At 49.3% G+C, this 24,386-nt stretch carries 21 protein-coding genes; 2 read left to right on the plus strand and 19 right to left on the minus strand.

Annotation, left to right across the window (positions count from 1 at the left end):
* Positions 1-46 precede the first annotated feature (46 nt).
* From J2Y43_RS25360 to J2Y43_RS25400, 9 genes are all read right to left on the minus strand, one after another.
* Entirely contained in the window at positions 47-1,075 is a 1,029-nt protein-coding gene (locus J2Y43_RS25360) for a Gfo/Idh/MocA family oxidoreductase (RefSeq protein WP_309988036.1), read from the minus strand.
* A gap of 45 nt (positions 1,076-1,120) precedes the next feature.
* Positions 1,121-2,929, minus strand: coding sequence for a M56 family metallopeptidase (locus tag J2Y43_RS25365; protein ID WP_309988035.1), 1,809 nt, complete (start codon positions 2,927-2,929; stop codon positions 1,121-1,123).
* Positions 2,930-2,953: 24 nt separating this feature from the next.
* A complete protein-coding gene (locus J2Y43_RS25370; RefSeq protein ID WP_309988034.1) occupies positions 2,954-4,528 on the minus strand; it encodes a TonB family protein in 1,575 nt (524 codons plus the stop codon).
* A gap of 14 nt (positions 4,529-4,542) precedes the next feature.
* Positions 4,543-4,917 (minus strand): BlaI/MecI/CopY family transcriptional regulator, encoded by a 375-nt coding sequence (locus tag J2Y43_RS25375; protein WP_015812834.1) that lies wholly within the window; start codon positions 4,915-4,917, stop codon positions 4,543-4,545.
* Positions 4,918-5,045: 128 nt separating this feature from the next.
* On the minus strand, positions 5,046-5,642 hold the full coding sequence (locus J2Y43_RS25380; protein WP_309988030.1) for a hypothetical protein: 597 nt from the start codon (positions 5,640-5,642) through the stop codon (positions 5,046-5,048).
* A gap of 156 nt (positions 5,643-5,798) precedes the next feature.
* On the minus strand, positions 5,799-7,238 hold the full coding sequence (pyk, locus tag J2Y43_RS25385; protein ID WP_223410725.1) for a pyruvate kinase: 1,440 nt from the start codon (positions 7,236-7,238) through the stop codon (positions 5,799-5,801).
* 27 nt (positions 7,239-7,265) lie between these two features.
* Positions 7,266-9,761, minus strand: a complete 2,496-nt coding sequence (gene priA, locus J2Y43_RS25390; RefSeq protein WP_309988026.1) for a primosomal protein N' — start codon at positions 9,759-9,761, stop codon at positions 7,266-7,268.
* 42 nt (positions 9,762-9,803) lie between these two features.
* A complete protein-coding gene (locus J2Y43_RS25395; RefSeq protein ID WP_309988025.1) occupies positions 9,804-10,397 on the minus strand; it encodes an aminotransferase class IV in 594 nt (197 codons plus the stop codon).
* Entirely contained in the window at positions 10,384-11,388 is a 1,005-nt protein-coding gene (locus J2Y43_RS25400) for an aminodeoxychorismate synthase component I (RefSeq protein WP_309988023.1), read from the minus strand. Before J2Y43_RS25400 ends, J2Y43_RS25395 begins: the two co-directional genes overlap by 14 nt.
* 124 nt (positions 11,389-11,512) lie before the next feature.
* Between J2Y43_RS25400 and J2Y43_RS25405 the strand changes: the two genes are divergently transcribed.
* Complete coding sequence (locus J2Y43_RS25405) at positions 11,513-12,520, plus strand: YpdA family putative bacillithiol disulfide reductase (RefSeq protein ID WP_309988022.1); 1,008 nt, start codon at positions 11,513-11,515, stop codon at positions 12,518-12,520.
* A gap of 47 nt (positions 12,521-12,567) precedes the next feature.
* Here the strand turns inward: J2Y43_RS25405 and J2Y43_RS25410 are convergent, their stop codons facing one another.
* The gene (locus J2Y43_RS25410) at positions 12,568-13,584 is read right to left on the minus strand and encodes a YCF48-related protein (RefSeq protein WP_309988020.1); all 1,017 of its coding nucleotides are present in this window, start codon (positions 13,582-13,584) and stop codon (positions 12,568-12,570) included.
* A gap of 191 nt (positions 13,585-13,775) precedes the next feature.
* On the opposite strand from J2Y43_RS25410, the gene J2Y43_RS25415 reads away from it, so the two are divergent.
* Entirely contained in the window at positions 13,776-14,078 is a 303-nt protein-coding gene (locus J2Y43_RS25415) for a YtxH domain-containing protein (protein ID WP_309988018.1), read from the plus strand.
* A 69-nt stretch (positions 14,079-14,147) separates the two neighbouring features.
* Here J2Y43_RS25415 and J2Y43_RS25420 read toward each other — a convergent pair whose 3' ends face one another.
* The 9 genes from J2Y43_RS25420 to J2Y43_RS25460 all read right to left on the minus strand — a co-directional run bounded on the left by J2Y43_RS25420 (position 14,148) and on the right by J2Y43_RS25460 (position 24,372).
* Positions 14,148-14,687 (minus strand): DUF4136 domain-containing protein, encoded by a 540-nt coding sequence (locus J2Y43_RS25420; RefSeq protein WP_309988016.1) that lies wholly within the window; start codon positions 14,685-14,687, stop codon positions 14,148-14,150.
* Positions 14,688-14,709: 22 nt separating this feature from the next.
* Positions 14,710-16,737 (minus strand): DNA primase, encoded by a 2,028-nt coding sequence (gene dnaG / locus J2Y43_RS25425; protein ID WP_309988015.1) that lies wholly within the window; start codon positions 16,735-16,737, stop codon positions 14,710-14,712.
* A gap of 14 nt (positions 16,738-16,751) precedes the next feature.
* Positions 16,752-17,501 carry a TerC family protein gene (locus J2Y43_RS25430; protein WP_309988013.1) on the minus strand — a complete coding sequence of 250 codons (750 nt, stop codon included), beginning with the start codon at positions 17,499-17,501 and terminating at the stop codon, positions 16,752-16,754.
* 335 nt (positions 17,502-17,836) lie between these two features.
* Positions 17,837-18,799 carry a hypothetical protein gene (locus J2Y43_RS25435; RefSeq protein ID WP_309988012.1) on the minus strand — a complete coding sequence of 321 codons (963 nt, stop codon included), beginning with the start codon at positions 18,797-18,799 and terminating at the stop codon, positions 17,837-17,839.
* Entirely contained in the window at positions 18,792-20,186 is a 1,395-nt protein-coding gene (locus J2Y43_RS25440; RefSeq protein WP_309988010.1) for an O-antigen ligase family protein, read from the minus strand. Before J2Y43_RS25440 ends, J2Y43_RS25435 begins: the two co-directional genes overlap by 8 nt.
* Positions 20,174-21,529, minus strand: coding sequence for a hypothetical protein (locus tag J2Y43_RS25445; RefSeq protein WP_309988008.1), 1,356 nt, complete (start codon positions 21,527-21,529; stop codon positions 20,174-20,176). Before J2Y43_RS25445 ends, J2Y43_RS25440 begins: the two co-directional genes overlap by 13 nt.
* Entirely contained in the window at positions 21,493-22,221 is a 729-nt protein-coding gene (locus J2Y43_RS25450; protein ID WP_309988007.1) for an acylneuraminate cytidylyltransferase family protein, read from the minus strand. The genes J2Y43_RS25445 and J2Y43_RS25450 overlap by 37 nt, the downstream gene beginning before the upstream one ends.
* Entirely contained in the window at positions 22,221-23,366 is a 1,146-nt protein-coding gene (neuC, locus tag J2Y43_RS25455; RefSeq protein ID WP_309988005.1) for a UDP-N-acetylglucosamine 2-epimerase, read from the minus strand. Before neuC ends, J2Y43_RS25450 begins: the two co-directional genes overlap by 1 nt.
* Positions 23,359-24,372 carry an N-acetylneuraminate synthase family protein gene (locus tag J2Y43_RS25460; RefSeq protein ID WP_309988003.1) on the minus strand — a complete coding sequence of 338 codons (1,014 nt, stop codon included), beginning with the start codon at positions 24,370-24,372 and terminating at the stop codon, positions 23,359-23,361. Before J2Y43_RS25460 ends, neuC begins: the two co-directional genes overlap by 8 nt.
* Between the last annotated feature and the right edge of the window lie 14 nt (positions 24,373-24,386).

Genomic DNA, 24,386 nt, shown 5'->3' on the forward strand with positions numbered 1-24,386 from the left:
AGAAAGGAAAGGGCTTGGAGATTTGATCTTCAAGCCCTTTTTGCTTTTATTGATTGGCCGCACTTTGGTAGATCTGCTCCACGATGGATTGCAGGATGGCCCCTTGCTCGCCATCGCAAATGTTGGCAGATTTGCCGTCGCAAAGATCCATGAATGCGGTTGTGTTCTGCAATTGTGCATCGACATCACCCAAATACGGAAAGCGGATATCGGCTAGTTCCCCCGCGATTTCGGTGTGTACCGACAACGGGAATAATTTGGCACCACCCTTTGTGCCGAAAACTTCCAGATTGATCGCTTCCTCTTGCTCCATATTCAGGGCAAATGAGGTGGATAATGCAATGCTGACGTTCCCAGGAAATGACAGGTGTGCAAAACAGGCGTCTTCGACTTCGAATGTGGCCGGGTTCCAGGCTCCTTTCAGTCCCTTTCCACCGGTTTTGCCAATGAAATCGTACGTATTGGCTACAATGCGGGTGGGATGCTGGTAGCCTGTCAGGCCCAAAGCCAAGTCGAGGATATGTACGCCGAGGTCGATCAATGCGCCGCCGCCCTGGATCGTTTTATTGGTAAAATTACCCCAGCCAGGAATGCCCCGTCGGCGCAGGTAGTTGGCCTTGATATGGTAAATTTCACCCAGATTGCCGAGTGCATGATAGTTTTTCAGCGTCGTATATTCCGGCGCATGGCGGCGCTGGAAGTTGTAAGCCAGGGTTAAGCCCTTCTTTTGGGCCAGATCGGCCATTTCGCGGGCTTCGCTGGCATGCATAGCCGGCGGTTTTTCACAAAACACATGACAGCCGTTTTCAAGCGCCTGCATGGTGAACGGGTAATGCAGGTTATTGGCCGTGCAGTTAATCATGATGTCCGGCTTGCCTTCGCTGCGGTACATTTCGTCGGGGCTGTCGTACGCAAACGGCACGCCGTGCTTGTCGGCGAGCGCCTGAGCCTTATGAATGTCGCGGCTGCATATCGATACGGCCTTCACGCGATCGGATAATTGGGCTAATGCCGGAAGGTGGTTCTGGTCGGCAATGTGCCCGCCGCCGATGATAGCGGCTTTCAGGATTGACATGAATAGGAAGAATAGGTTAATTATTCTTCCAAATATCCGCAATTTCTACTTTCCATTAATCGATGGGGGATAATTCAGGTACACGCCACCATAATTGATGAACTTCTGCTTGCCGGTCCGTTCATCGACGTAGCCTCTGGAAGTAGTTTTAGGAATGACAAACCATGGCCCATTCACGGCAATATCCGTAAATTTCCCCCATTTAGAAAGGTTGAGTTTTCCTTTGAAAAAAGCATCGATCTGCTCCATATTCGGAGCTGGCGAAAAGCTATCTGATTTGTAATCCAGAAACCCCTGGCGTTTGTCCTGATTCTCTTTGTCCAGTTTAAAATTGACCTCCAAAGTATATTCCATTTCAACCGGCTTGCCATTCTGTAATGCCGGATTCCACTTCGGCATTTCATTTACGACGCGCAAAGCTTCCTTATCGATGCCGTAACCAATGTTTTTCAGACTTTTAGCATTGCGGATATCTCCATTTTTATCCACGGTAAAAGACACCAGCGCAATCGCCTCTACATTTATTTTGCGAGCGGCTTCCGGGTATTGCAGGTTTTGAAGAAGGTATTGCATCAATGCTTCGTTACCGCCAGGAAATGAGGGGCGTTGCTCCGCTATTTTCATATCACCACTAGGCGGTGAAGAACTTGAAACAGCTGCAACAGTATCGGCACCGGTTATCGGTCGACCGACAATTACTGGTCCGGTAATTTGGTTTACCGCCTTTTTGACGATCAGTCCAAGCTCCTGATTATTATCCGTCAGTTTAAATTCCTGTGTTTCATATGCTACGTGCGTAATAACGAGCTTGGAATTGGCCGGTACATTTTGCAGTTCAAACCGGCCATTGCGATCAGAGGTTGTGCCACGGGTCGTTCCTGCTATGATGATGGTTGCATCTTCGATCGCTCCATCTATCTCGTCGATAATGAGGCCTCTTACACGGATGGTCTTTTCAACCTCTCCTTTAAGCTGATCGATAGCCTGCAACGGCGACCGGGAGGCTGACATGGCAACCGAGCACGCGACAGCCGGTAGAATCATCAAGTATTTAGCCAGTAGCCACTTCGAACTGCGTTTTTTGTAAATCATCTGAATCCGGCGTTTTAGCAATGATGAATTAAAAAAATGATTGGCAATGGCAATACCAGGGCTGCGCATCGCATAGGTGACCAGGAATGAAGCATAATCGTTCCGGTTTGGCACCGACCGATCTGCCAGGTATTCATGGACGGTTTCTATCGAGCGCTTGTAAAGCCAGACAACAGGGTTAATCCAGAAAGCTATTTTCAGTAGTTCGATCAGAAGGACATCCGCGGTATGCCATTGCCTGATATGCTCACATTCGTGCCGGATGATGGTGTCGGGGTTGTGGCGGTAGTCATGGGAACTTAGAAAAAGCCAGCGAAAGAATGAAAACGAACTCCCGTTCCGACTACCGGTGCTTTCGGACAGCATTACTAATGAATAGTTACCCATATCGATCCTTTCGCCTTGGCTCGCCATTTTAAAAAGCCTGAAAAGACTCGAAACAAATTTCCAGGCCAGGATCAATGCGACCGCTATGTACAGTACGGATACCCAGCGCCATAGGTCAATGCCCGTTTCCGGTGTTTGGCTGGCGATTACGGACACGGAGATCGTAGCTTTCTGGTAAACAGCCTCCGGCACGTAGATGGTCGAGACCGGCTCTGCAAAATGGATAGCGGGCAATGCAAATGCGATCACTAACGTGCCCAGCAGGTAAAAGCGGTTCCAATAAAAGAAGGTGTGCTTTCGAAGCAAAAGCCAATAGCAGGCGTAAAAAAGTAACCAGTATGCATTGACTTTCGCCAGATAGAGGAGCGTTTCCATGTGGGGCAGCGTTATTGAAATTTGCTACTTGTTTTTGGAGTTGATCAAAACAACACCATTTGCACCTTTGGAACCGTAAATTTTGGTCGCGGATTCTCCTTTCAGGACGTTAATGCTTGAAATCGTATTGGGATCAATAGTCTTGAATATCAGAGGATCCAATTCTTCTCCATCGAGAAGGTAAAGCGGCTGCGTTTCCGCTGTAAATGGGCCTGAGTTTCCGCGGATTGTGACTTTGGCACCTGGGCCATCTTCTGTTTTAAGATCGTTCTGAGCCTCGAAAGTAACGGCTTGCAATATATTCTCATCCTTAATTTTTTGCGACACGGGCTTGAATCCGACGACTGTCGTCTCTTTATCGGTGCTCGTATCCTCGCCTTCTTCTGCCAGCTGGAAGTTGATCGGGACCGTAAATTTCACGCTAACAGCCTTCCCGCTCTGCTTGCCCGGGGTCCATTTAGGGAATTTGGAAATAACACGGACCGCTTCTTCGTCACAGCCGTAACCGATGCCTTTCAGCACCGACACATCTTTAATATCTCCTTCCGACGTCACAACGAAATTGACAAAAACCTTGCCTTGTATACCGGCCCTCGATGCGGATGTAGGGTAATGGATCTTCCGACCAAGAAACTTAAACATTTCTTCGTTGCCGCCGGGATATTCCGGCTGCTCTTCCACAACTGTAAAAATTCGTTCGTTGTCGCCTGCTTTGGACTCGGTCTTCACTACTTCATTCTCCTTTGAAACCTGGCTCTCGCAGCCGGCGACAAGCAATGCGCTGGTTCCGATCATCGTTGCGGCCACCACGTAGGTGCCCAGCATCCATTTGGATGTACGGTTCTTATAGATCATCTGAATACGGTTTTTTAATTGAGATGGTTTGAAAAAGTGGTTAGTCAGCGACGCGACAGGTGCATTGAGCGCATATGCGACGAGGAACTGGGCATAATATTCACGGTTCGGGGCTTGCGCATCGGCCAGGTACTCGTGAATTTCTTGCAGCGACCGCTTGTACAACAGCAGCACCGGGTTGAACCAGAAAATGGTCCTAATGATTTCGACCAGAAGAATATCGAGGCTATGCCGCTGTTCGGTATGCACCATTTCATGCCGTAAAATGGCGTCGAAATGATTTTCATAATCATTGCGGTTAATGACGATCCATTTCAGGAATGAAAAGGAACCCACCTGGTTGGAGTCGATCAGGATCACTGTGCAATCTTCCAGCTCAATGCGCTCGCCTGAACGCAGGTATTGCACGAGCTGGGCGATGTTCCTCGCCAGTTGGGTAGCGGCTACGGCCAGTCCGGCGACGTAGATCACCGTCAGTACCTGCATCCAGGTCCACGTTTCCGGCTTTTCCGGCGCCTTGCCAATCACCGAGAATGCCGATACATTCACTTCGTATATCACGGGCAGTTCCGGTGCGGAGGCGGGGTAGATGATCTCGGGCAACGCAAATGCGATCAGCAGGGAGCCTAGCAGGTACCAGCGGTTCCATTGGAAGAATGTATGCTTGCGCAGCATCAGCCAGTAACAGAGGTATAGCAACACCCAGTAAAGGCTCACCTTGCCGATGTATATGAAATTTTCCATGGCTAACAGACGGTTTACTGGTCGTTTTTATGTTGATTAATCAGCTTCATGATCTCGTCCAGGTCTTTGGTGTTGAGATCATTATCCTTTACAAAAAAGGAAACCAGGTTGGGGAGCGAATTGTCGAAGTAATTGACCATCAATTGCTTCATTTCGTGGCGTTTATATTCCTCCTCTGAAATGAGCGGATAGTATTCGTGTGTTTTGCCGTAGGCGTTGTAACCTACCACCTCTTTCTTTTCGAGGATGCGGATGATCGTCGATACGGTGTTGTAGGCCGGTTTGGGCTCCGGCATTTCGGCGAGGATGTCTTTTACAAATGCCTTTTTCAGCTGCCAGAGAATTCTCATGACCTCTTCCTCAGCCCTCGTCAGGTTACGGATTTCCATAATGTTTCTTTCTTTAAAATGGGTTATAAGTAATGGGTAATTCAAATGTATTACTATTTTGTTAGTTTCAAAACTATTTTATTAGTTATTGCGAAAAAATAAAAAGATACCATGTCGAAGTATAGTATCTATAATTGTAAGTTTTTGAAAATGAATGCGTTTTTCCGGTTATTAACATTGCGCATGTATTGGCCAATGTTGCAGCTGATGCCAGGGAGAATGTTTACGTCGCCGTCCCATCCTTGCGAAGTCCAACTTTTACTGTCTACCACAATGACCTTCTCGCTTTCCGAAAAAAACCAGAGGACCTTCTCGACACCGAAATTGACCAGCTTACTAGCTTTTAAGAAAACATATTCTTCTTGTTGCATATCGCCTAGCTCTACTTTGATGTCTAGTTCAATTATTATCTTGGGCGGTATCTGTACGTAATTTTCGTCAATTGTCAGTTTGCAACTTTCGAAAACCATGATATCGCCTGTAACGAGGTTTCTATCATTCATGAAAAGGGCGGGAGTGCTTGCAATCAGTACATTTGATTCTTCTGTTAATCCTTCAAAAAGTATTTTGAGGAGATGACTTCTGATGATGGCGAGTGAAAATACGCCGGGGGAAGATTTGCGGCAATATGGCTTTCCGTCGATAATGTCGTAAATGAAGTCGCAGGGAATGTTTTCGGCTTCACTTTCGGGGAATAGAACCCCCGGTTTAATTGATGCGATCATAATTGTCAGTCTTGATTGTTCCAATAAATAGGAGACAATCCCCGACAAGTGAATTAAATTCTTTTCATGTGGCGGTTCGGATCTTGCAAAAGGTATAAATGCAGAAAAGCAGCCGATTACCCAGCTGCTTTTCCAAATTATATTTTCACGTAATGCTTACTCCACTACGCTCAACTTCACTGTATTCGTCTTGCGCTGTCTTGAAACCGGCATGCTCAATGTGTTGATGAACACATCGCCTTTCTGCAATTCGCCTTTTTCAACGAGGAAAGTTTTGATGTCCTCGATCAGGTCGTCGGTCGAAACGCCCTGGTCGCGGTCGTAATAGAATACCTTGGTGCCCCAGTACAATGCGAGCTGATTCATCAGCATTCTGTTGGATGTGAAGATCAGCAAGTTCGCTTTCGGGCGGTGGTGCGACAGGCGGAAAGAAGTGTACCCCGAACGTGTAATACCGATGATCGCCGCAGCTTGTGTATCACGTGCCAGACGGCACGCGCTCATTACCACGTTGTCGTTCAGTTTGTAGGCTCCCGGCGAGTCGTTTACGGCAGCATGGTGTCTGAAATAGATAGCGTTGCTGTTTGCCTCCACTTTTTCAATGGTGCGACTCATGCTTTCAACGGCCAGAATAGGGTATTTACCGGAGGCCGTTTCAGCCGAAAGCATTACCGCGTCAGCGCCGTCGAGTACCGAGTTTGCCACGTCGTTCAGTTCGGCGCGGGTTGCGCGGGGGCTTTCGATCATGGATTCCAGCATTTGTGTAGCCACGATTACAGGCTTGCCGGCACGATTACATTTTTCAACGATCATTTTCTGGATCATCGGAACCTCTTCCGCAGGAAGTTCAACCCCGAGGTCACCACGGGCCACCATGATAGCGTCGGTAGCTTCGATGATTTCGTCGATATTGAGAATAGCCTCAGGCTTCTCGATTTTCGCTACAACACGGGCTTGCTTGCCTTTGTTGGCGATATATTCTTTCACTTTCGTGATTTCTTCAGCCGTGCGAACGAACGACAATGCGATCCATTCCACATTGTTTTCCAGACCAAAATCCAGGTCTTCATAGTCCTTTGGTGTTACCGAAGGCATCGAAACCCTTGTATTAGGCAGGTTAACGCCTTTTTTAGATTTCAGGTAACCACCGTAAATAACCTCGGTAATTACATCCGTTCCTTCGATGCCTGTTACCAGCACTTCCAGTTTACCATCATCCATCAACACGCGGTCACCGATTTTCACATCATTGTACATCCCGTCGTAAGGCGTGCTCACTTTCTCGGCAGTACCGAGTACTTCCGTGTTGGAAAGGATCAGTTTTTTGCCAGGTTCGATCAGAACACCGTCTTTTTCAGCCACCAGACCGATACGGATTTTAGGTCCTTGCAAATCTTGAAGAATCGCCAGGTTAAGGCCGTGCTCTTCGTTGATCTCGCGGATGTTGGTAAGTCTTTGCAGGTGGTCAGCGTGGGAGCCGTGGGAGAAGTTGAGACGGAACACGTTCACTCCTGCTTTGGCCAATGCATATAATGTTTCTTTCGATTCCGAGGTCGGGCCTACGGTTGCAACAATTCTGGTTTTTTTGGAAGACATAAAGTTAATGTGCAGTAAATGATGTTTTTATAAACAATCCACGTCGATCACAACCTGGATGCTTTTTAGCGTCTTGTCAGTCAGAGTGTCAATTACTTTTTCCTGTATAAATGACTTTGCCGCCTTAAAATTAATCTTTTCTCGTTCAAGTTTGATGAGAATATCGAACAAAAACTGATTTCTTACTCTTTCGACCAGTGGTGGCTGTGGCCCCAGAACCCTGCTGGCTCCCAAATGAGACGTCAGTTTTTCGGCCAGCACTTTCGCGGCTCTTGCGGCAGTTCCTTCGTCGATATGCTTTACGGTAACCTTGATGAGCCTCGTAAATGGCGGGTAACTAAACCGTTCGCGCTCCGCGATTTCGGTCTCGTACATCCCCTCATAGTCGTTATTGACGATCTTTTCGAGTAATGGCTGCGATGGATTAGCGGTTTGGATCAACACCTTCCCGGGCTTGTCCGCCCGCCTGCCCGCCCGCCCGCTCACCTGCGTAAGCATCTGGAACGCCCGCTCCGAAGCACGAAACTCAGGGAAGTGGATAATGCGATCGGCGTCGAAAATACCTACCACGCTTACATTATCGAAATCGAGGCCTTTGCTTACCATTTGCGTCCCTACCAGTATGTCAATGCCGCCTTCTTCAAACTCGGAAATAATCTGCTGATAGGCGTTTTTGGCACGCGTCGTATCGAGGTCCATGCGCTGTACACGCGCCTCGGGGTACATCACATTGATTTCCTCCTCAATTTTTTCAGTTCCATATCCCATCGTTTTCACTTTGGGCGAGCCGCAATGCGGGCAAGTTCGCGGCACCTCTTCCTTATGTCCGCAATAATGGCAGCGCAGCTCGCGGGCCTTCATATGATAGGTGAGGCTCACGTCGCAATTAGAGCATTCCGAAATCCAGTTGCATTCCTCGCATTGCAGGTAAGGCGAATACCCCCGGCGGTTCTGGAAGAGGATCGTCTGCTCCTTATTTTTGAGATTGTATTCCAAATGGTTGAGCAGCACGGACGAAAACTCGTTTTTCATCTGCTTCTGCCGCTTTTCTTTTTTAGTATCGATCAGTTCAAAGCGCGGTAATGCGGCATTGCCGAAACGTTGCTTCATTTCTACCAGCCCGTACCGGCCGCTTTGTGCGTGGAAATAGCTTTCCAACGAGGGCGTCGCCGAACCGAGCAGCGTTTTGCCCTTGTGCATGTACGACATAATCACCGCCACATCGCGTGCATTGTAACGCGGTGCGGGGTCGTGCTGCTTGTAGGAGGTTTCATGCTCTTCGTCCACGATAATTAAACCGAGGTTATCGAATGGCAGGAAAATGGCAGAGCGTACACCGACTACAAATTGAAATTTGCCGTCGAGGATACCTTTCCAAACCTCTACCCGCTCATTATCGGAGAATTTGGAATGGTAAATGCCCATCACATCGCCAAAAACTTTCCGAAGCCGGATCACAATCTGCGTCGTCAGTGCAATTTCAGGAAGGAGGAACAATACCTGTGTGCCGCTTTCGAGCGCCTGTTTGATCAGCTCGATATAAACTTCGGTTTTACCGCTTCCCGTAATGCCATGCAGCAGCACCACTTCCTTCTCGCGGAAAAGTTCATGGATCTGTCGTGAAGCCTCTTTCTGGGTTTCAGTGAGCGTAATGATGCCCATATTGCCCGTAGGGATATCATCGAAGCGGGAGACGAATATTTCGAACTGTTCGAAAATGCCTTTTTTAATGAGCGTATTCAGCGAGGCATCCGAAATAGTGTCGTCCTGGCTGAACACCGACTTATCCAAACCCTTGTAATTCAAATCCGGATTGTTATAAACCGGGATGAAACTGAGGTATTTCAAAAGGATTTCCTGCTGCTTGGGCGTCTTGTCGAGGTCGGCTGCGAGTTTGGAAAGCGCTTCATTCGTGGTATAAGCAGCGGTCAGCCTTATTTTTTTTGCGACTTTCGGCTTGTAGCGCTCTTTTACCTCTTCATATAAAATCACCGCCCTTTTCCCGACGAGCGATTTGATAATTGAGGTTATATTGGATTTTTGTAAAAGCCTTTCCACTTCCTCGTAGGAAAGCGTCTGATGCTTTTTTATTTCTTCCACAACGAGCATCTCCTGATCGGTCAGCAGATCTTCATGCTCAAACTCAGGATTGAGCTGAATGCGCGACTGGCTGGTGATTTTCAGGCCTGCCGGCAACGCCACATTCATCACCTCGCCGATATTGCACAGGTAATATTCGGCCACCCAGGCGAAAAGTTCGAGTTGTTGCTGGGTAACGATTGGCTGCTCGTCGAGCAATTCCAGGATATACTTGGCCTGATATTTCACCGGCGGATTGGAATGCAGCTGCGCCACCACGGCCGTAATGACCCTTTTCTGACCAAACTGCACGATTACCCTCGCCCCAACCTTGATCAGCGAAGCCATTTCCCGCGGAACCCGGTATGTAAACAGGTTCGGAATGGGTACCGGAAGGATCAGGTCGGCAAATAAGGTTATTTCTTCCTCAAAAAGGGAGGTCATTGGTTCAAAGCTTTAATTCGGGCGCAAGTTCGCAATTTGTGGTCAAGCAATCAATGCAACATCGAGGGTAGCGGCCTGTGCCCAGTCGACCATCGCATTGAAAAGCCGTATCTGCCTGAATGACCCGATATCGCTTTCACGGATTTCGGCAGTTTCAATAACGCCTCGGTCGAGCAGGAGCGCGCGTTGCGTGCCGGGTAGGAGCGGGCTCGCGGGTGTGAGCCAGCGATCGCCGTCGAAGAATGCGACATTGCAAAAGTTGGAATCGGTGACCAGGCCCTTCTTAATGATCAAGATTTCGTCCGCGTCCCCGCGTTGCGCGTAGAGTGCATTCAGGGTGTCGCGGTTGTCGTACTTATATCGGTAGTCGATTTCATCGTGATAAACCCGCCTGATTTTGCGGATTACACGGCGGGAATAGGGTTCCCATTGGATATTGCCAACCACTTTGTCATAGGCAATACGGCATTTATGTATCGTGTCGTCGACGAGGTTCGGGACGTGAAGCAATTCGGCTAAATCCCAGTTATCATCGCAGCCCCATAGTTCGCGGCGGGTTTTATTGAGGCGTGCTTCGTGGTACGACAGGTTTTTCAATCGCCGGTGTTCGACACAGATCGTTTCAAAGCACAGCATGCGGGGTGTGGCTAAATGGGAGATAAACTTTGTCAATCACTTCCTGATACTCGCTTCTTGCATTGCTCAATGCCGTAATGCCACCACCACTTTTGAATACCAGTTGTTGATCCTGCTGCTCGATAAAACGGATCATTACCGCGCTTTCAAAGTTCTCCCCATCAAAATAGCCCATCACGCCGGTGTAATAACCACGGTTATATTGTTCGGCCTCCTGAATGATTTCCAATGTACGTGGTTTCGGCGCACCGGTAATGGAACCGGCAGGGAGTAGTTTTTTCAAAAGATCGCCGTAGTGGCCATTAAAATTGGCCGGAAGAACACCTGCTATTTCAGAACTCACTTGCAAAAGTGCTTTGTCGGAAGCCTGAATGCGATCGATATAACGATAGCGCTCCACCCACACTTTTTCGGCCACCATACTCATGTCATTTCTAATCAAATCCACGATCGTAGCGTGCTCGGCCGCTTCTTTGTAATCAGAAAGTATGACTTGCTCTGCATTCGGCACGGAGGCGTCGATGGTGCCTTTCATCGGGAACGAGGCAATGCGGTTGCCCCGGATACGCACGAAAATTTCGGGGGAGAAACAAACGAACCGGTTTTTGAACAGCAGCCGGTAAGGTGCTTCGCTATGCCGGAATATTTGTTCCAGCGTGAGGTTGGTTTCAACGGGCGTCGGTACCGAGAGATTGACGAGGAACGAGTTTCCTGCATTCAAATGATGCAGTACGCAGTTGAATTTGGGCTGATAATCCTCAAAAGCGAGCGGATGTTTATCGAACTGAATGTGCTCGGGAAGGTCATCACTGAACCCCGAAGCATCATTGGTAAAACCATTCAGATTGAAGAGGATTTCGCTCGAATCGACGTCGCTGAGCTTCCAGGCAAGCGGTTTTTGAAATTGGTAGTCCACCAAAAAAAAGAACGGGGTTTTGGCTTTGCCCCATTCATTCAGTTTCTCCGTAAAGTCCCCGGCCGCGTTTTCCAAGCTAAAAGTGGTATTATCAGACTTCCTGAACAGCTAGCTAATTTACAAAGTTCAGAAACCAATAGCTAAATTAGAGGGTTAAAAGACTAAGGGCGGCCGCGAGCAAAAGGCCACCATCCATACAATGCACATTTACGACGCAATCATAATCGGCGGTGGCCCTTGCGGCCTCGCAATGGGTGTAGAGCTGGCCAAAAGCGGCCTTAACTACCTGATCCTCGAAAAAGGAAATCTCACAGAATCTATCCGGCGGTACCCACGACGGATGAAGTTTTTCTCCACCGCTGAAAATATCGAGATAGGCGGCATACCGTTTGCGATTTCGGATGTAAAGGCCAATCGTAATGAGGCTTTGCAGTATTATCGGAAGGTTGCCGGGTATTATCACCTGAATTTCAGGCTGTTTGTGGATGTGGACCGGACGGAAAAGCAAGCGGACGGCACTTTCCTGACCTATTCGAACGATGGTCAGGTGTTTCAATCCAAAAATGTGATCCTTGCGACGGGCTATTTCGATGTGCCGCGTATGTTGAATGTGCCAGGTGAGAACTTGCCGCACGTTTCGCATTATTATGATGAGCCGTTCAAATACTCTTACACCAATGTGGTGTTGGTTGGCGGGTCCAACTCCTCGGTAGAAGCTGCTTTGGAGCTATATCGCCACGATGCGAAAGTGACGATCGTGCATAAGGAAGCCGACTTCCGTACCAAAGTGAAATACTGGCTCGTGCCGGACGTGAAAAACCGCGTGAAGGAAGGAAAGATTCATACACGTTTCAATTCGGTGACGCGGGCGATCGAGCCGGGACGACTTTTAATCGAAAATCTGGAAACGGGCGAGCAGGAGTGGTTACCGGCGGATTTCGTTTTTCTATTGGTAGGTTACCTGCCCGACGAGCATTTACTCGCGCGATGTGGCGTGACGCTCGACCCGGTTACAAAGGTGCCGGAGTATGATAAGGAAACATTTGAAACCAATGTGCCGGGGCTGTATTTGTGCGGGACTGTATTAGCCGGTGTATTTACTGAAAAGGTATTTATTGAGAATGGCCGTGAGCATGCAGCTGCTATCGCTGATCATTTGGCTGGCCGCGAAGTTCGGAAGGTGAATGAGTTGATTGATCGAATCTAAACTGCCACGAAGGCACGGCTGCGGCCGACCGTGAATGAACACGAAGCTCACTGATCTACTAATACCAGCTTCTTCTTTTTCTTTTTAGACGAAATCTTCTCGATTTTGCCAATCAAGCCATTGGCTCCGACGCCGTAGCCTACATTTCCGGCGAAACTCAGGGAATGGAAACCTTCGGTACCGAGTGAAATCCAGCTTTTCCCACGGTCTAAGGAGACGCTGTTGCCGGAAGGACCGGAGGACACCAGCGCATAGTTGTCCGAACGGATTTGCGTGTCGCCGTTCCAGGTAGCATTAGTTTTATGGTAAATGGCTACCGATTCTTTCAGGCCGGTAGGCTTGGTCATGCCGGATAATGTCCAGGTAATGCCGCCGTCGGTGGTAAGGAGCACGTTTTGCGTTGAATCCGTGGTCTTTTTATAGTCTCCGCCTACGGCTATCCCATTCTTTTTAGACCAGAATCTCAACCCGAAAATACCGGCAGTCGGTCCGGCGGGCAATGGAGTGGAGGATACCTGCCAGCTCTGGCCGTAGTCTTCCGTCCTGAAAACCCTGGCCATTTTGCTACCACCGGTACCGATGAAAGCTACACCTTTGCCATTGGTAAGGATGGATGTGCCGCTCGCCGCGAAACACGCTTCACCGGGTTCGGCTACCGGGCGTTTGTCCAGCGGGAGTTCCTGCCAGCTGTTGCCACCGTCTTCGGTTGTGAGAATGAACAGTCTGCCCTGGGTCGGGTCACCGAGGCAAATGCCTTTATTTTTATCCCAAAAGTCGATTCCATCCAGAAAAACCCCATTCTGTGTAGTTTGGTACACAAGCTTCCAGCTTTCTCCGCCGTCCTCTGTTTTGTAGATTTTCGCTTTGTCTGTTTCCGACTCACCGGCGCTCATCGCGATGGCCACCTGTTTGTCGAACGCGTGAATGTCGCGGAAGTCGAGCGAGTCGGCGCCGGAAACTTTGTAGGTAGTCCAGGTATGCCCGCCGTTGGTAGTCTTCAAAACAGTGCCCCGCGTGCCGCCGATCCAGCAAATAGTAGGTGATACGGCGTGTACTGCACGCATATGGATCTTCGTTTTGATATCGATGACCTTCCATTGCGCCGTGCTTTTCCCCGCTGTAATCAGGAATAGGGATAAAAGCAGGGGAGAGAAAATGCCGTTTATGGAAAATCGGCGCGCTGACTTGCGAAGTGGCACAGTATTTTGTTATTTTCAGTTCTAATGTTTTTATCAACACAAAATAGGGAATTCGTATGAACAAGAACCAAAAATTTTTGATTGGCTCGATCGGAGCACTGTTAACAGGCATCGCGATTGGCCTTTTGGTAGCTCCTAAAAACGGAAAAGAAACCCGCAAATTGATCAAAAATAAGGCAAATGACCTGGGTGGAAACGCTAAGGACAAATATGAGAAAAGCCTTGAAGAACTGTCGCACCTGGCAGACAAACTCAAAGATGGGTTCCTGAAAAACGTAAGCAGCGCAAAAGAAAAAGCAAATGGTGTGGCCGAGAATGTGAGCGAAAAAGCTCGCGGCGTAGTCAACAACAATGCTTAGTAACTCCGATATTCACGACATTGAAAGGGTTGTTTCCGATAACGAAGCGACCCTTTTTGTTGTCCGTAATCAGGGTATTTTAGCCACTACTTCGCTGATTACCTGGTTGATATCTTCGGTAAAGTTCTTCGTTTTTTCAGGGATGATGCCGCTCGCCCCACCTTGCCAAACCATCCGGTTATTCGCAGCATCTACCAGGTCGATCACGATCGTGCCTTCGCGGTATTTGCCGGTTACTACCTCTTCACTTTTCCAGGAGTAGCGCCGCTGGCCCATGTACCGCGGCAGGCCGTCGGTGCGGAAGTCTGTTTGCCGCGTTTGCAATTGCTCCTGCACATTCAATGCAATATTGATTTTCAGGCTGGGGTCACGCGCCTCGTCGAGCCCGCGGGCTTGCAGGTTTTTGGCAATAGCTTCCTTGATAATGCCTACGTTTTTCTCAAAGTTTTGGGAAACCGTATCGCCCTTGGCCTCGATATCGTAAAAGCCATAAGTAGGGAAGTCGGAGAGCTTGAAGGAGTCTTCTTTTTTGACTTTCAGTAATTTATAGGATGGGCTGCACGCGGTAATCAGCAAAAAAAAACACAAAAAGGCCGGGGCATTTTTCATGACAGCGAGTATTAAGGTTAAATCATCCGATTACGCTTCCCAATTCCTTGGCGGCTGCCATGCTGATGCCTTTGTAGAACATAAATTCCGTCATAATGGCATGTTGTTCCTCTTCCGTCTGCGCGTGTACCGCTTGTTGCAGGCAAACCTTCATTTTTTCTTCAATGAATGCTTTTTTCAGCCTGAGAATATTGTTGAATGCAGTTTTGTCCAGCACGTCCGTCTCAAACGGCACGTAAATCTCGTATTTCTCCTGCCAAAGTTCGCTAAGCTCGTGTTTTTGAGTTAGCCATTCGATGGTCAGGTTCCGGATATCCGCCTCGTGGTGTTGCAGGAAGTAGTCGGTGGTGAGGACGTGGTTCCGGTTGAAATTTTCACGGAATAGGGTCAGCAAATGGCTGAATACAGGATCTTTCAGCTCGATCCCCTCGATTTGCCCCAAAACATACTGACAAACCGTAATGGAAGGTTCCAGCTCACGCGCGCCATGTACGACGAGCAGGCGCACGAATGCTTCCTCCTGGTAATGCAGCTTCGTTCGTTGGAACGTTTCGGGCGCAGCTTCCTCCGGTACGAACGGGTTAGCATCCGGTTCGCCCGCAAATGGTCCGAAACCGTCGCTAAACAGCGCGTCCAGATCGGGCGGACCGTCGATTTCCGGGCCTTTGGAATTAGTATACCCTTGCGAACCTGCATTATTTTGCCGGGGCTGCCGTTCGGTTGGTTTGGCGGTCTGCTGCTTCCGCATCAGCTTGTTGCCCTCGGTGATCAGCATTTGCTCGTCCACCCGCATCATTTCCGACGTGCGGTGGAAAAACACCTGCCGTTTGATTGCGTCGGGGATTTTGACAATGCTGTTGACGACTTCCTGGATCACCGCCGCCAGCCTGAAAGGGTCGTTTCCGGCGTCCTGCAACAGGATTTCCGTTTTGAAGGTGATAAAGTCCTTCGAGGCTTTCTTCAAATGTGCTTTGAATGCCTCGGCACCTACCCTGCGCACATAGCTGTCGGGATCTTCGTTGTCGGGGAAAAGGACGACATTTACATTCAGACCTTCCTCCAAAACAAGGTCCAAACCACGCAATGCGGCTTTGATACCCGCCATATCTCCATCATACAGGATGGTGATGTTGGGTGTAAAGCGGCCGATCAGCCGGATTTGCTCGACCGTGAGCGACGTCCCGGACGAGGCGACGACGTTCTCTATCCCCGCCTGATGCAGCGAGATAACGTCCGTGTATCCTTCAACCAGGTAACAATGTTCGAGGCTGCGGATCGCGTTCTTTGCCTGGTAAATGCCGTAGAGGACTTCGCTTTTGTGGTAAACTTCCGTTTCGGGCGAGTTGAGGTATTTCGGCTGATTTTTGTCAGACTTCAATATCCGCGCACCGAAGGCGATCGTCTTCCCTGCGATATTGTGGATGGGGAAAATAACCCGGCCACGGAAACGGTCGTAACCAGCCGTGTGGCTGCCCTCCTTATGGATTAGCAGACCGGCTTTTTCAAGAATCTCCGCCGAGTACCCCTTTTCTAATGCTTCTTTGGAAAACGAATCCCAATTGTCGAGGCTGTAACCGAGCTCGAACTTCTTGCGGATTTCATTCGTAAAACCACGCTCCCGGAAATAACTCAGACCGATCGCCTGGCCTTCCTCGCTGTTATGGAGCTGGTGCTGGTAATAGTTTTTGGCATAGTTGAGGATGATGTACAAACTCTCCCGCACATTCTGCCGGATGGTCTCTTCATCTGTAAGTTCCTCTTCCTCAATCTCGATATTGTACTTGCCGGCCAGGTAACGCAATGCTTCACCGTAGCCAATGCCATCGATGTCCATCACAAACTTGATGGAATCGCCCGCAGCCCCGCAGCCAAAGCATTTGTAGATTTGCCTTACCGGGTTGACGTTAAAGGATGGCGTTTTTTCGTTATGAAACGGGCAGCAAGCCGAATAGTTGGCCCCTTTTTTCTTCAAGGACACAAAATCCCCTACCACTTCCACAATATCTGCGGCGTGCTTAATCCTCTCTACCGTTTCGGGGTTAATGCGCATAATTTTCTAAATGTTCAGTTCACGCGGTCGCGCAGCTTCACCGGATTTTTCTTCTTATCCAGCCTCATATTGAGCAATTCCACGAAGAACGAGAATGCCATCGCGAAATAGGCGTAGCCTTTCGGGATTTCGTAGTGGAATGCCTCTGCCACGAGCAGCGTGCCAATCATCAACAAAAATGACAGCGCTAAAATTTTGATGGAAGGGTGATTATTTACAAAATCCCCGATTTTGGCCGCAAAAGCAATCATAATGAACGTCGACGCGATGACGGCGATGATCATAATCGGGACCTCTTTCACCAGACCGACTGCCGTAAGCACGGAGTCGAACGAGAAGATGATGTTCAGCAAAGCGATCTGTACCAGCGCACTGCCGAATGACATGGATTTTTTACCTGAAATATCACCTGATGGCAGGTCTTCCGGCTCGCCTTCGAGCTTGTGGTGAATTTCCTTGGTGGTGCTGTAAAGCAGGAAAAGTCCCCCGCCGAGCAGGATAAGATCGCGTCCGCTAAAACCATGGCCGAACAAGGTCAGAACGTCTTCTTTGAGGCCGATCACCCACGAAATGGCAAACAAAAGTGCGATCCGTAGCACCAGTGCGATGAGCAAACCATTGTTTTGCGCTTTTTTTCTTTGGCTGACAGGCAGTTTGCCCGAAACGATTGTGATGAAAATTACGTTGTCAATGCCAAGGACGACTTCCAGTAACGTCAGTGTGAGTAAACTGATGAGTGCGTCGGTGGTAAAAAGTGATTCCATGAATGAGTTGGTGAGTGTTAATTGTACGAAAGTAATCAGGCAGAGTAGTTTGAGCAATAATTACGCCAATTTTCCGTAATTTTGAGGTATAGGACAATCCGTCAAAAAATATTTAAGGAAATGTCCATTATTTTCTGATTAGAATTTAGAAATTCGCATCCTAAAGTTTTTTTCTGATTACTTTAGTTTGTTATTTTGCGGTATTGAAATTCAATTCGAAATTTATCCGAGCGATATATAGATATTAAAAATATAGTGTGTGTATAGTGTGAAACAGGGCATGGAAATTTTTCTATGCCTTTGTTTTTTATAGACTGTTTATCAGTTAATTAGTACTACTCCCGCGTGATCTCGCGATACAATTCAACAAGCTTTACTACTACATCGGGAGCCTCATAAGGTAAGGTAATCCGTCGTCTCGCTTCTTCCAGTTTTGCCGTTAAATCGGTTTTCGAAAGGTCTTTAAAAACGCTGCAAAATGGCGGCCTCTGCACCGCCGCAGATGCCATAACCGGTATTCCCAGTTCACGTGCCTCGTGAACCGATAAGGATACGCCATCGGTAGTAGTATTTCGGATGAATGCCTCGGAAAGCAATAGAATACTTTTGAAGTCGTGTAAGTGGTTGATAAAAAAGATGTTGCTTGAAATGTGTGGGATGCGCTGCTGGATGTACGATCGGTAATTGCCGGATGGGTCCGATACGAGCAATTGGTACTCCGGATAACTTGCGAAGCAACTGATCATTTCTGAAACGCCGTAGATCTCCCGGCCGCTTCTATCAAATGTTACATTCCATGCATTCGTGCAAAATGTCGCGCGGTAGTACTTACGACGGGAGGTTAGTATTGCCCGCAAGGGGGCGGCCAGGGGTAGTATCTCCGGGTCGGCGATGTAAGTTGAAATTTCGCGTGAGCGTGGGTTGCAGCGTAGCGCTTGCAGCAGGCTTGCGCGGTCCTGAACAATGGGTACGTGCGTGAGGCGTGCGGATAACTTTACGGCCCGGTTTCCGAGCGCCGGGTATCTGCCCCATCGCCCGTGATAGGTAATAATTAGTTTCTTACCGGTAAGCCGACAGAATACGGCCAGTACCGCCTGCGCAATGGGGTTCGAAAAATGGACATGGATGGTTGCATGTGTGGCTATTTTAAAGAAGATTTTGAAAATGGAGGTCTTCCCGTAGTCGCAAAAGTCGAAGTCAAATCTCTGCTGCCGCAGACCTCGTGTGAGTCGTTGTACGTGCATGCTCACGCCTCCGATCGGTGGCGGCATTTTTCCCATAATCAGAAGTTTAGCCATGAGCGGTAGGAACAGGATCGTTTCCGATGGTTTTGGAATAAAAATAAATGCAGATAAGCAGGACTGGTGCAATGCAGTTGATTGTGAGGCTTTTGGAGGGGACAATTACAAATGCATATCCTACCGAATGCACGAATACCAGGTAGACGCCCAGTGCTACGGGCAGTATCGGGCGTGGAGGCGCAGTGGTTTTGATCAGGCCATAGCCTAATGCCGCGAACAACCCGTACAGATACAACATTCCGATCAGCCCCTGCTCAGCCAGAATGGTAAAAAACATTGAATGCGCTTCACGATAACCGGGGCCGAGCATTTCGAAACTCCCTGTGCCATGCCCGTAAATAGGACTTTCAAGAAACAGCTCGTATGCCAGCCGCTGGATTTCCGCCCTTCCGCTCGCTTCCTGAATGTTCCGTACCGACGGCCCGAGAGTCCGGAAATCCGCAAAACGCAATTGCCATGAATACGCCAGATCCGGATTGATGAGAGGGATCAGATTATCGAAACCAGCGCTGAGCACAGCGGCAGGTACCATAAGCCATAACATTTGCTTCCAACTACTCATAATCCATATTGAAGCGACGAGATAGGGCAGCACAATAAAGACTGCCCCGCGTGAAAAGGATAGTATGACTACGAGCAGAAAAAGGAGAATCAACAACGGAGCTGCCAGCCAGGAGTATGCTGAGCGCATGGCATAACTTATGGCAAACGGCCAGAGGAGTATGAAATAGGCCATCGTTATATTGGTATCCGAAATGTTCCGGGTTACCAGCAGGTTGCTGGCACCTTTGTATTGTGCTCCGAAATACACCAGACCAAATGTCCCGAGCGCCAGCAGAATGAAAGTAAGGCAAAGCGACCGTTCCAGGGTAGCGGGAAATGAGGGATGCTGCGAAAGGATGCTCAGGTAAAGAAAATACAGGGGAATGGTGACGAGAAACAACGTGAATGCGCCGGTGATGATCCCTGCGAGGTTAGGGGAAATGGCGATCACCAGGAAATTGAATGCAATCCATGATGCGATCAGGCTTTTTTCAATATCGGAAAGATCCGTTTTGAAACGGGCTAGTACAGAGAGCATGTAAAGATCTCCCAATAGGAAAGGAAATAGCCGCCACAGCGAGTTGGCTCCGGCCGGGAAGTCGTATTTCTGAAATAGATGTAAAAACTGGCTCAGAACGGGCATGCTAAGTACATAAAATGCCTTGTGTTCCGACGGGATGATCAGTACGGCAACACAATAGGTATAGAAACCGAAAACGAATACAGTTTGAATGGTGCTTCCTCCGAAAATGTGCAGTGAGTCGAAAAGCAACAGGATGAGCCAGGCAATGCCAACGGATAGCAAGCTCATGCTGCCCGCCGCGACGATCAGCCTAGCCATTCCCGGATATATTGAGTGGTCAACTGCACGGAATCGGGCGTGGTGTGATGAATCGCCTGTTTTAGCGCATTGCTGAGGTTGCCGGGAGCATAGCGGCCTAGCATTATTTCATCCAGCTTCTCAAATAGCTCCCGACGATGGTAAACAGTTTGGGCTTTCAGGTAATCCGGTAGCAGTTGTTGGTGGGAGTAGTCATAAAACCGCCGCACCGATTTCGCATAATGCATGCCTTCGTGCGCGTCGTATGCAATGCTGATACAAGGTTTGTTGCAAGCAAATGCATCCAGCAGCATGGTAGACGCGACTTGCACGCATACCGCGCATGTTATCAGCTGCGAATGGAGCATTTCAAGAAAATCGGCGGGAGGGATCTGATTTTGACCAAACGGTTGGAAAAAGCGAATGTTCTGAATGCTCGTGAAACCATTGTAGCGCCTCGGATCGTCGCCAGGATGGCATCTTACCAAAATCATGATTTCAGGGCGATTTTGCGCATACTCGATCAGGTCGCGGATAATGTAGTTCTGGCAAGTGTGGTGTTTGACCGCGCCTGTCGCGAAAAGGATCATCCGCGTCGGGAGGTGGGGCTCTGCGCTATCGGCCAGGTGATGGCGTCGATCCGGTAGTTTCCGGAAATAGGTGTCAAACCTCGGAATGCCGGCAATGCGCACGAACGTATGATCTCCCAAAGAAGTATAGAACCGGTTGTATTCGAGGGCGACCTGCTTATTCCAGACCAGCACCAGGTCTGATTTAGAATTGATGACGCCTTTTGAAGTCAGATTATCCCAACTGACGATGATCGATATAATGGGGATTCCATGAACGTTAAGCGAATTAGCGACAGTATTCTCGCGCAGGTCGAGCGGAGAAGTTGAAATCACTGCCTGGATGTGATATTTGGCAACCAACGTGTCGATACCCGGCAGCGTTGTGCGGCGAATGAGCCAGTTTCTGATGAAGCCTAATAGCGTTCCGCTCAGAAATATGAGCATAGGGCTCTTTTGAGAAACAGAGAATAGCCGATACGCCAACGGGCTCCGTTCCATGAGTTTGATACGGATAGTGTCCACATTATGATGGTGCCCGAAAAGCAGCATCTGGATGCTCCGTACCCATTTCAGAGGCTTTGAAACTGTCGGAACCGGCAATGGCAGCAGGGTCATATTTAACCCGAAGTGCCTGTTGAATCGCTCGATGTCGGCGATTGTCAGTAAATCCGACATGACGGAAATCCGGTAATGTTCCGCAAGTTCGCCGATCAACCCGGAATGAATGACGTTGATCAACGCAAACGGATTGGTAATCAGTACGAGAATATGTTTTTGGTTTGCTTTTTCCATTGTTGAACAAGGTTTTCTGCCCGTGCCCAATCGGCAGGCGTGTCGATATTGATTCCAAATGCATGGTCATTCAGCCAGGCTATTGCCTTGCCGCCGGTAATCAGTCCTTCGCGGATGAGTGCGGTGCGCGTGATGTAGATCTCGCCGTCGCGGTGATAGGTCGCGGGGAGGTCTTGTCGTCGGGTGAATGTGTGGCGTTCGACGACTTTTTCAAGTCCGTTTTGCCCGAAAGCGTATGCCCAGTGGGGATTGAATGCGTCGGGGATTTTTCGCAAGGTGACCAGGCTGTCGGCATTTTGCCGGACGACGTGCCGGATAGCTTCGTCGATAATGCCCGGTGCACGGAACGGGCAGGTAGGTTGGAGCAGCACGATGTATTCGAAGGCACCCAAATGCTCCTCCGCATAGTTCAGCGCGTGATTCGCTACATCGATCATCGGCGAGTAGTCCGTGGCCAGATTCGCCGGCCGCAGAAACGGAGCGGTTATTTTGGCAAAACAATTGGAAAAGAATGCGGTTTCCGGGCAATCCGTTGAAACCAGGATCGTATTCAGTAACTCCGACTGCTCCGCTGCTTCAAAAGTGTATTGGATCAGCGGCGTTCCGTCAAGCAGTTTCATATTCTTGCCGGGAACGCTTTTGGATCCCATTCTCGCCGGAATGAGGCCGAGGATTTTCGAAAATGGCGCCATTATATTGTGAGAAGGTGTTTTTTGAGAATGAATGGAATGGTCGCCAGTTGCCTGGATATCTGCTCTCCGGCGTTGCCCTTTCCGTATAATCTTACGGGCGCGAAAGGCCCGTGCGCTAGCTGGCGCCGGACGGCGGCTATAATGGCCTCGGTGTCGGGTAGGCAATCCGTAACATTCGGACCGCGCTCACGGCCGTTTTGCCTGCTTCCGATATTCACTGCCGGTACGCCTAGTGCACTGCATTCGCGTATCCCGACGCTGGAATTGCCGACAAAGCATGCGCATTTTCGAAGCAACTGGATGAAGTGAGCGGATTCCATATTTTTGAAAAAATGAAAAGGAAGCTCAGGATGCTCTTCCCTAAATGCCCGTATGCCCTGGGCGGTACCGGCGGTTCCCGGATCTGCATTAGGCCAAAACCAGATGCCGGGCATATTCAGAGCTGCCATGGCACGAAGGGTATTGCCAATCTGCCATTTGGAGTGCGCCGTTTCGGTGGTTACGGGGTGTTGTAGTACCATCAAATACGGCGTATTCAAATCCGGCTGCACACCTACGCCTCCATAGGTTTCATAGGGATTGAAATCGGAACTTTTATGTTGATAAACGAGGTCGATAGCAGGACAGCCGGTGTGGTAAACCTTCTGTGGCAAAGCTCCCATTTGGATAAGACGTGCCCGCGCATTTTCAGTGGCTGTAAAATGTAAGTCGGCCAGCTGGGAAATGCTGTTTCTGATCCGGTCGTCGATGTTGCCGGTAATTTCGCCGCCCTGAATGTGAGCGAGCGGAATATTCATGTTCACGGCTGCGATGGCTGTGGCAATGGTTTCGAAGCGGTCGGCGACGGTAACCACCACATCCGGGCGATGATTGGCAAAAAATGTAGCCAGCTCGACGACGGCAAGCCCGGTGGTTTTGGCCGAGGCGGTGTCGCTTTCTACATCCAGCAGGTTTGGGATAATGGCTGAAACCGGTAAGTTCTCCGCTTCCAGGTGTGGAAGAATGTTTCCAAACCTATCGACCAATGCGCTTCCCGTTATGACAATTTGTAATGAGAGCCCGGGGTGCGCGTGGATGGCTGTCAGCACGGTTTTAACCCGGCTGTAACTGGCACGGGCGGTGAGTACAACGCAGATTTTACGCATGATGAAGGTGGTTTTCGGTGAGAAACTCCCATTTAGCAATATCTCTGGTCAGTGTTTTACCCAAAACTTCCTGGTACCTTGCCGCTGCCATTCCAAATCCGGCCGGCTTTTTGGTTTCCAGATCGGAGCATTGGATTTGTTCGCCTTTCCGCAGATCGCGGTTGACGGCCAGGGACTTGCCAAACATGCTTTTCATTCTCGAAAAAGCAGCATTCGCATCTTTGTTGACTGGGAAGTTCAAGGCAGTTTCAATTTTTCGTATACCTGCGATCAGCGTGGTCGCTTGTCGCAGAGTCAGCGATGAAGAGGCATCTGGATTGCTCATCCGCTTGTCGAAGGTGACATGAAATTCGAGCAGGCGCGCGCCGAGGGCAGCCGCGGCGAGGCATGCGAAAATGTCGCCCGAGTGATCCGAAAAACCTACCGCAACCTGGTAACGCTGACTCATCTCAAACATGACGTTGAGCCCCCACTGATGCGGCTTGGTGGGATAGGCGGTTGTGCATTGAAGAATGGAGACCGGCGTTCCCCGCGATTGCAGAAAGGCCATGGCTTGGTCCAGTTCTGTCCAGGAACTAAGCCCCGACGATAGAATGACGGGCTTTCCGGTACTGGCTATTTTGTCGAGCATCGGCAGGTTATCCACCTCCCCGGAACCGATTTTGAAGCCGAATACCCCGATCGCATTCAGTAATTCGACTGCCGCCAGGGAAAACGGGCTGGCGAGAAAGTCCAGCCCCACTTTTTCGCAATGTTTTTTGAGCCCATCCCATTCATCCGGGCTAAATTCCATGCTTTTCCAGTAGTCGAATCGCGAACCGTTCTGGTAGGGGATTTTGACGCGGAAATCTTCATAAATGCTGCTTTCCGCGTCGGCAATGTGAACCTGGAACTTGGCCGCATTTGCCCCCGCATAAGCGAGTGCGTCGATGTACGCATGTGCGAGGCCGATGCTGCCTTCGTGGGCCTGGCCCACTTCCCCGATAACATAAATGTGCTGTTTCATAGGTGTGTTTTGTG

This window comes from Dyadobacter sp. BE31, assembly GCF_031457695.1.
Classification (GTDB): Bacteria; Bacteroidota; Bacteroidia; order Cytophagales; family Spirosomataceae; genus Dyadobacter.

Excerpts from the sequence above, each read along its gene's own strand:
- J2Y43_RS25360 (WP_309988036.1), bottom strand. The coding sequence starts at position 1,075 with ATGTCAATCCTGAAAGCCGCTATCATCGGCGGCGGGCACATTGCCGAC.
- J2Y43_RS25365 (WP_309988035.1), bottom strand. The coding sequence starts at position 2,929 with ATGGAAACGCTCCTCTATCTGGCGAAAGTCAATGCATACTGGTTACTT.
- J2Y43_RS25370 (WP_309988034.1), bottom strand. The coding sequence starts at position 4,528 with ATGGAAAATTTCATATACATCGGCAAGGTGAGCCTTTACTGGGTGTTG.
- J2Y43_RS25375 (WP_015812834.1), bottom strand. The coding sequence starts at position 4,917 with ATGGAAATCCGTAACCTGACGAGGGCTGAGGAAGAGGTCATGAGAATT.
- J2Y43_RS25380 (WP_309988030.1), bottom strand. The coding sequence starts at position 5,642 with ATGATCGCATCAATTAAACCGGGGGTTCTATTCCCCGAAAGTGAAGCC.
- pyk (WP_223410725.1), bottom strand. The coding sequence starts at position 7,238 with ATGTCTTCCAAAAAAACCAGAATTGTTGCAACCGTAGGCCCGACCTCG.
- priA (WP_309988026.1), bottom strand. The coding sequence starts at position 9,761 with ATGACCTCCCTTTTTGAGGAAGAAATAACCTTATTTGCCGACCTGATC.
- J2Y43_RS25395 (WP_309988025.1), bottom strand. The coding sequence starts at position 10,397 with ATGCTGTGCTTTGAAACGATCTGTGTCGAACACCGGCGATTGAAAAAC.
- J2Y43_RS25405 (WP_309988022.1), top strand. The coding sequence starts at position 11,513 with ATGCACATTTACGACGCAATCATAATCGGCGGTGGCCCTTGCGGCCTC.
- J2Y43_RS25410 (WP_309988020.1), bottom strand. The coding sequence starts at position 13,584 with ATGCGTGCAGTACACGCCGTATCACCTACTATTTGCTGGATCGGCGGC.
- J2Y43_RS25415 (WP_309988018.1), top strand. The coding sequence starts at position 13,776 with ATGAACAAGAACCAAAAATTTTTGATTGGCTCGATCGGAGCACTGTTA.
- J2Y43_RS25420 (WP_309988016.1), bottom strand. The coding sequence starts at position 14,687 with ATGAAAAATGCCCCGGCCTTTTTGTGTTTTTTTTTGCTGATTACCGCG.
- dnaG (WP_309988015.1), bottom strand. The coding sequence starts at position 16,737 with ATGCGCATTAACCCCGAAACGGTAGAGAGGATTAAGCACGCCGCAGAT.
- J2Y43_RS25430 (WP_309988013.1), bottom strand. The coding sequence starts at position 17,501 with ATGGAATCACTTTTTACCACCGACGCACTCATCAGTTTACTCACACTG.
- J2Y43_RS25435 (WP_309988012.1), bottom strand. The coding sequence starts at position 18,799 with ATGGCTAAACTTCTGATTATGGGAAAAATGCCGCCACCGATCGGAGGC.
- J2Y43_RS25440 (WP_309988010.1), bottom strand. The coding sequence starts at position 20,186 with ATGGCTAGGCTGATCGTCGCGGCGGGCAGCATGAGCTTGCTATCCGTT.
- J2Y43_RS25445 (WP_309988008.1), bottom strand. The coding sequence starts at position 21,529 with ATGGAAAAAGCAAACCAAAAACATATTCTCGTACTGATTACCAATCCG.
- J2Y43_RS25450 (WP_309988007.1), bottom strand. The coding sequence starts at position 22,221 with ATGGCGCCATTTTCGAAAATCCTCGGCCTCATTCCGGCGAGAATGGGA.
- neuC (WP_309988005.1), bottom strand. The coding sequence starts at position 23,366 with ATGCGTAAAATCTGCGTTGTACTCACCGCCCGTGCCAGTTACAGCCGG.
- J2Y43_RS25460 (WP_309988003.1), bottom strand. The coding sequence starts at position 24,372 with ATGAAACAGCACATTTATGTTATCGGGGAAGTGGGCCAGGCCCACGAA.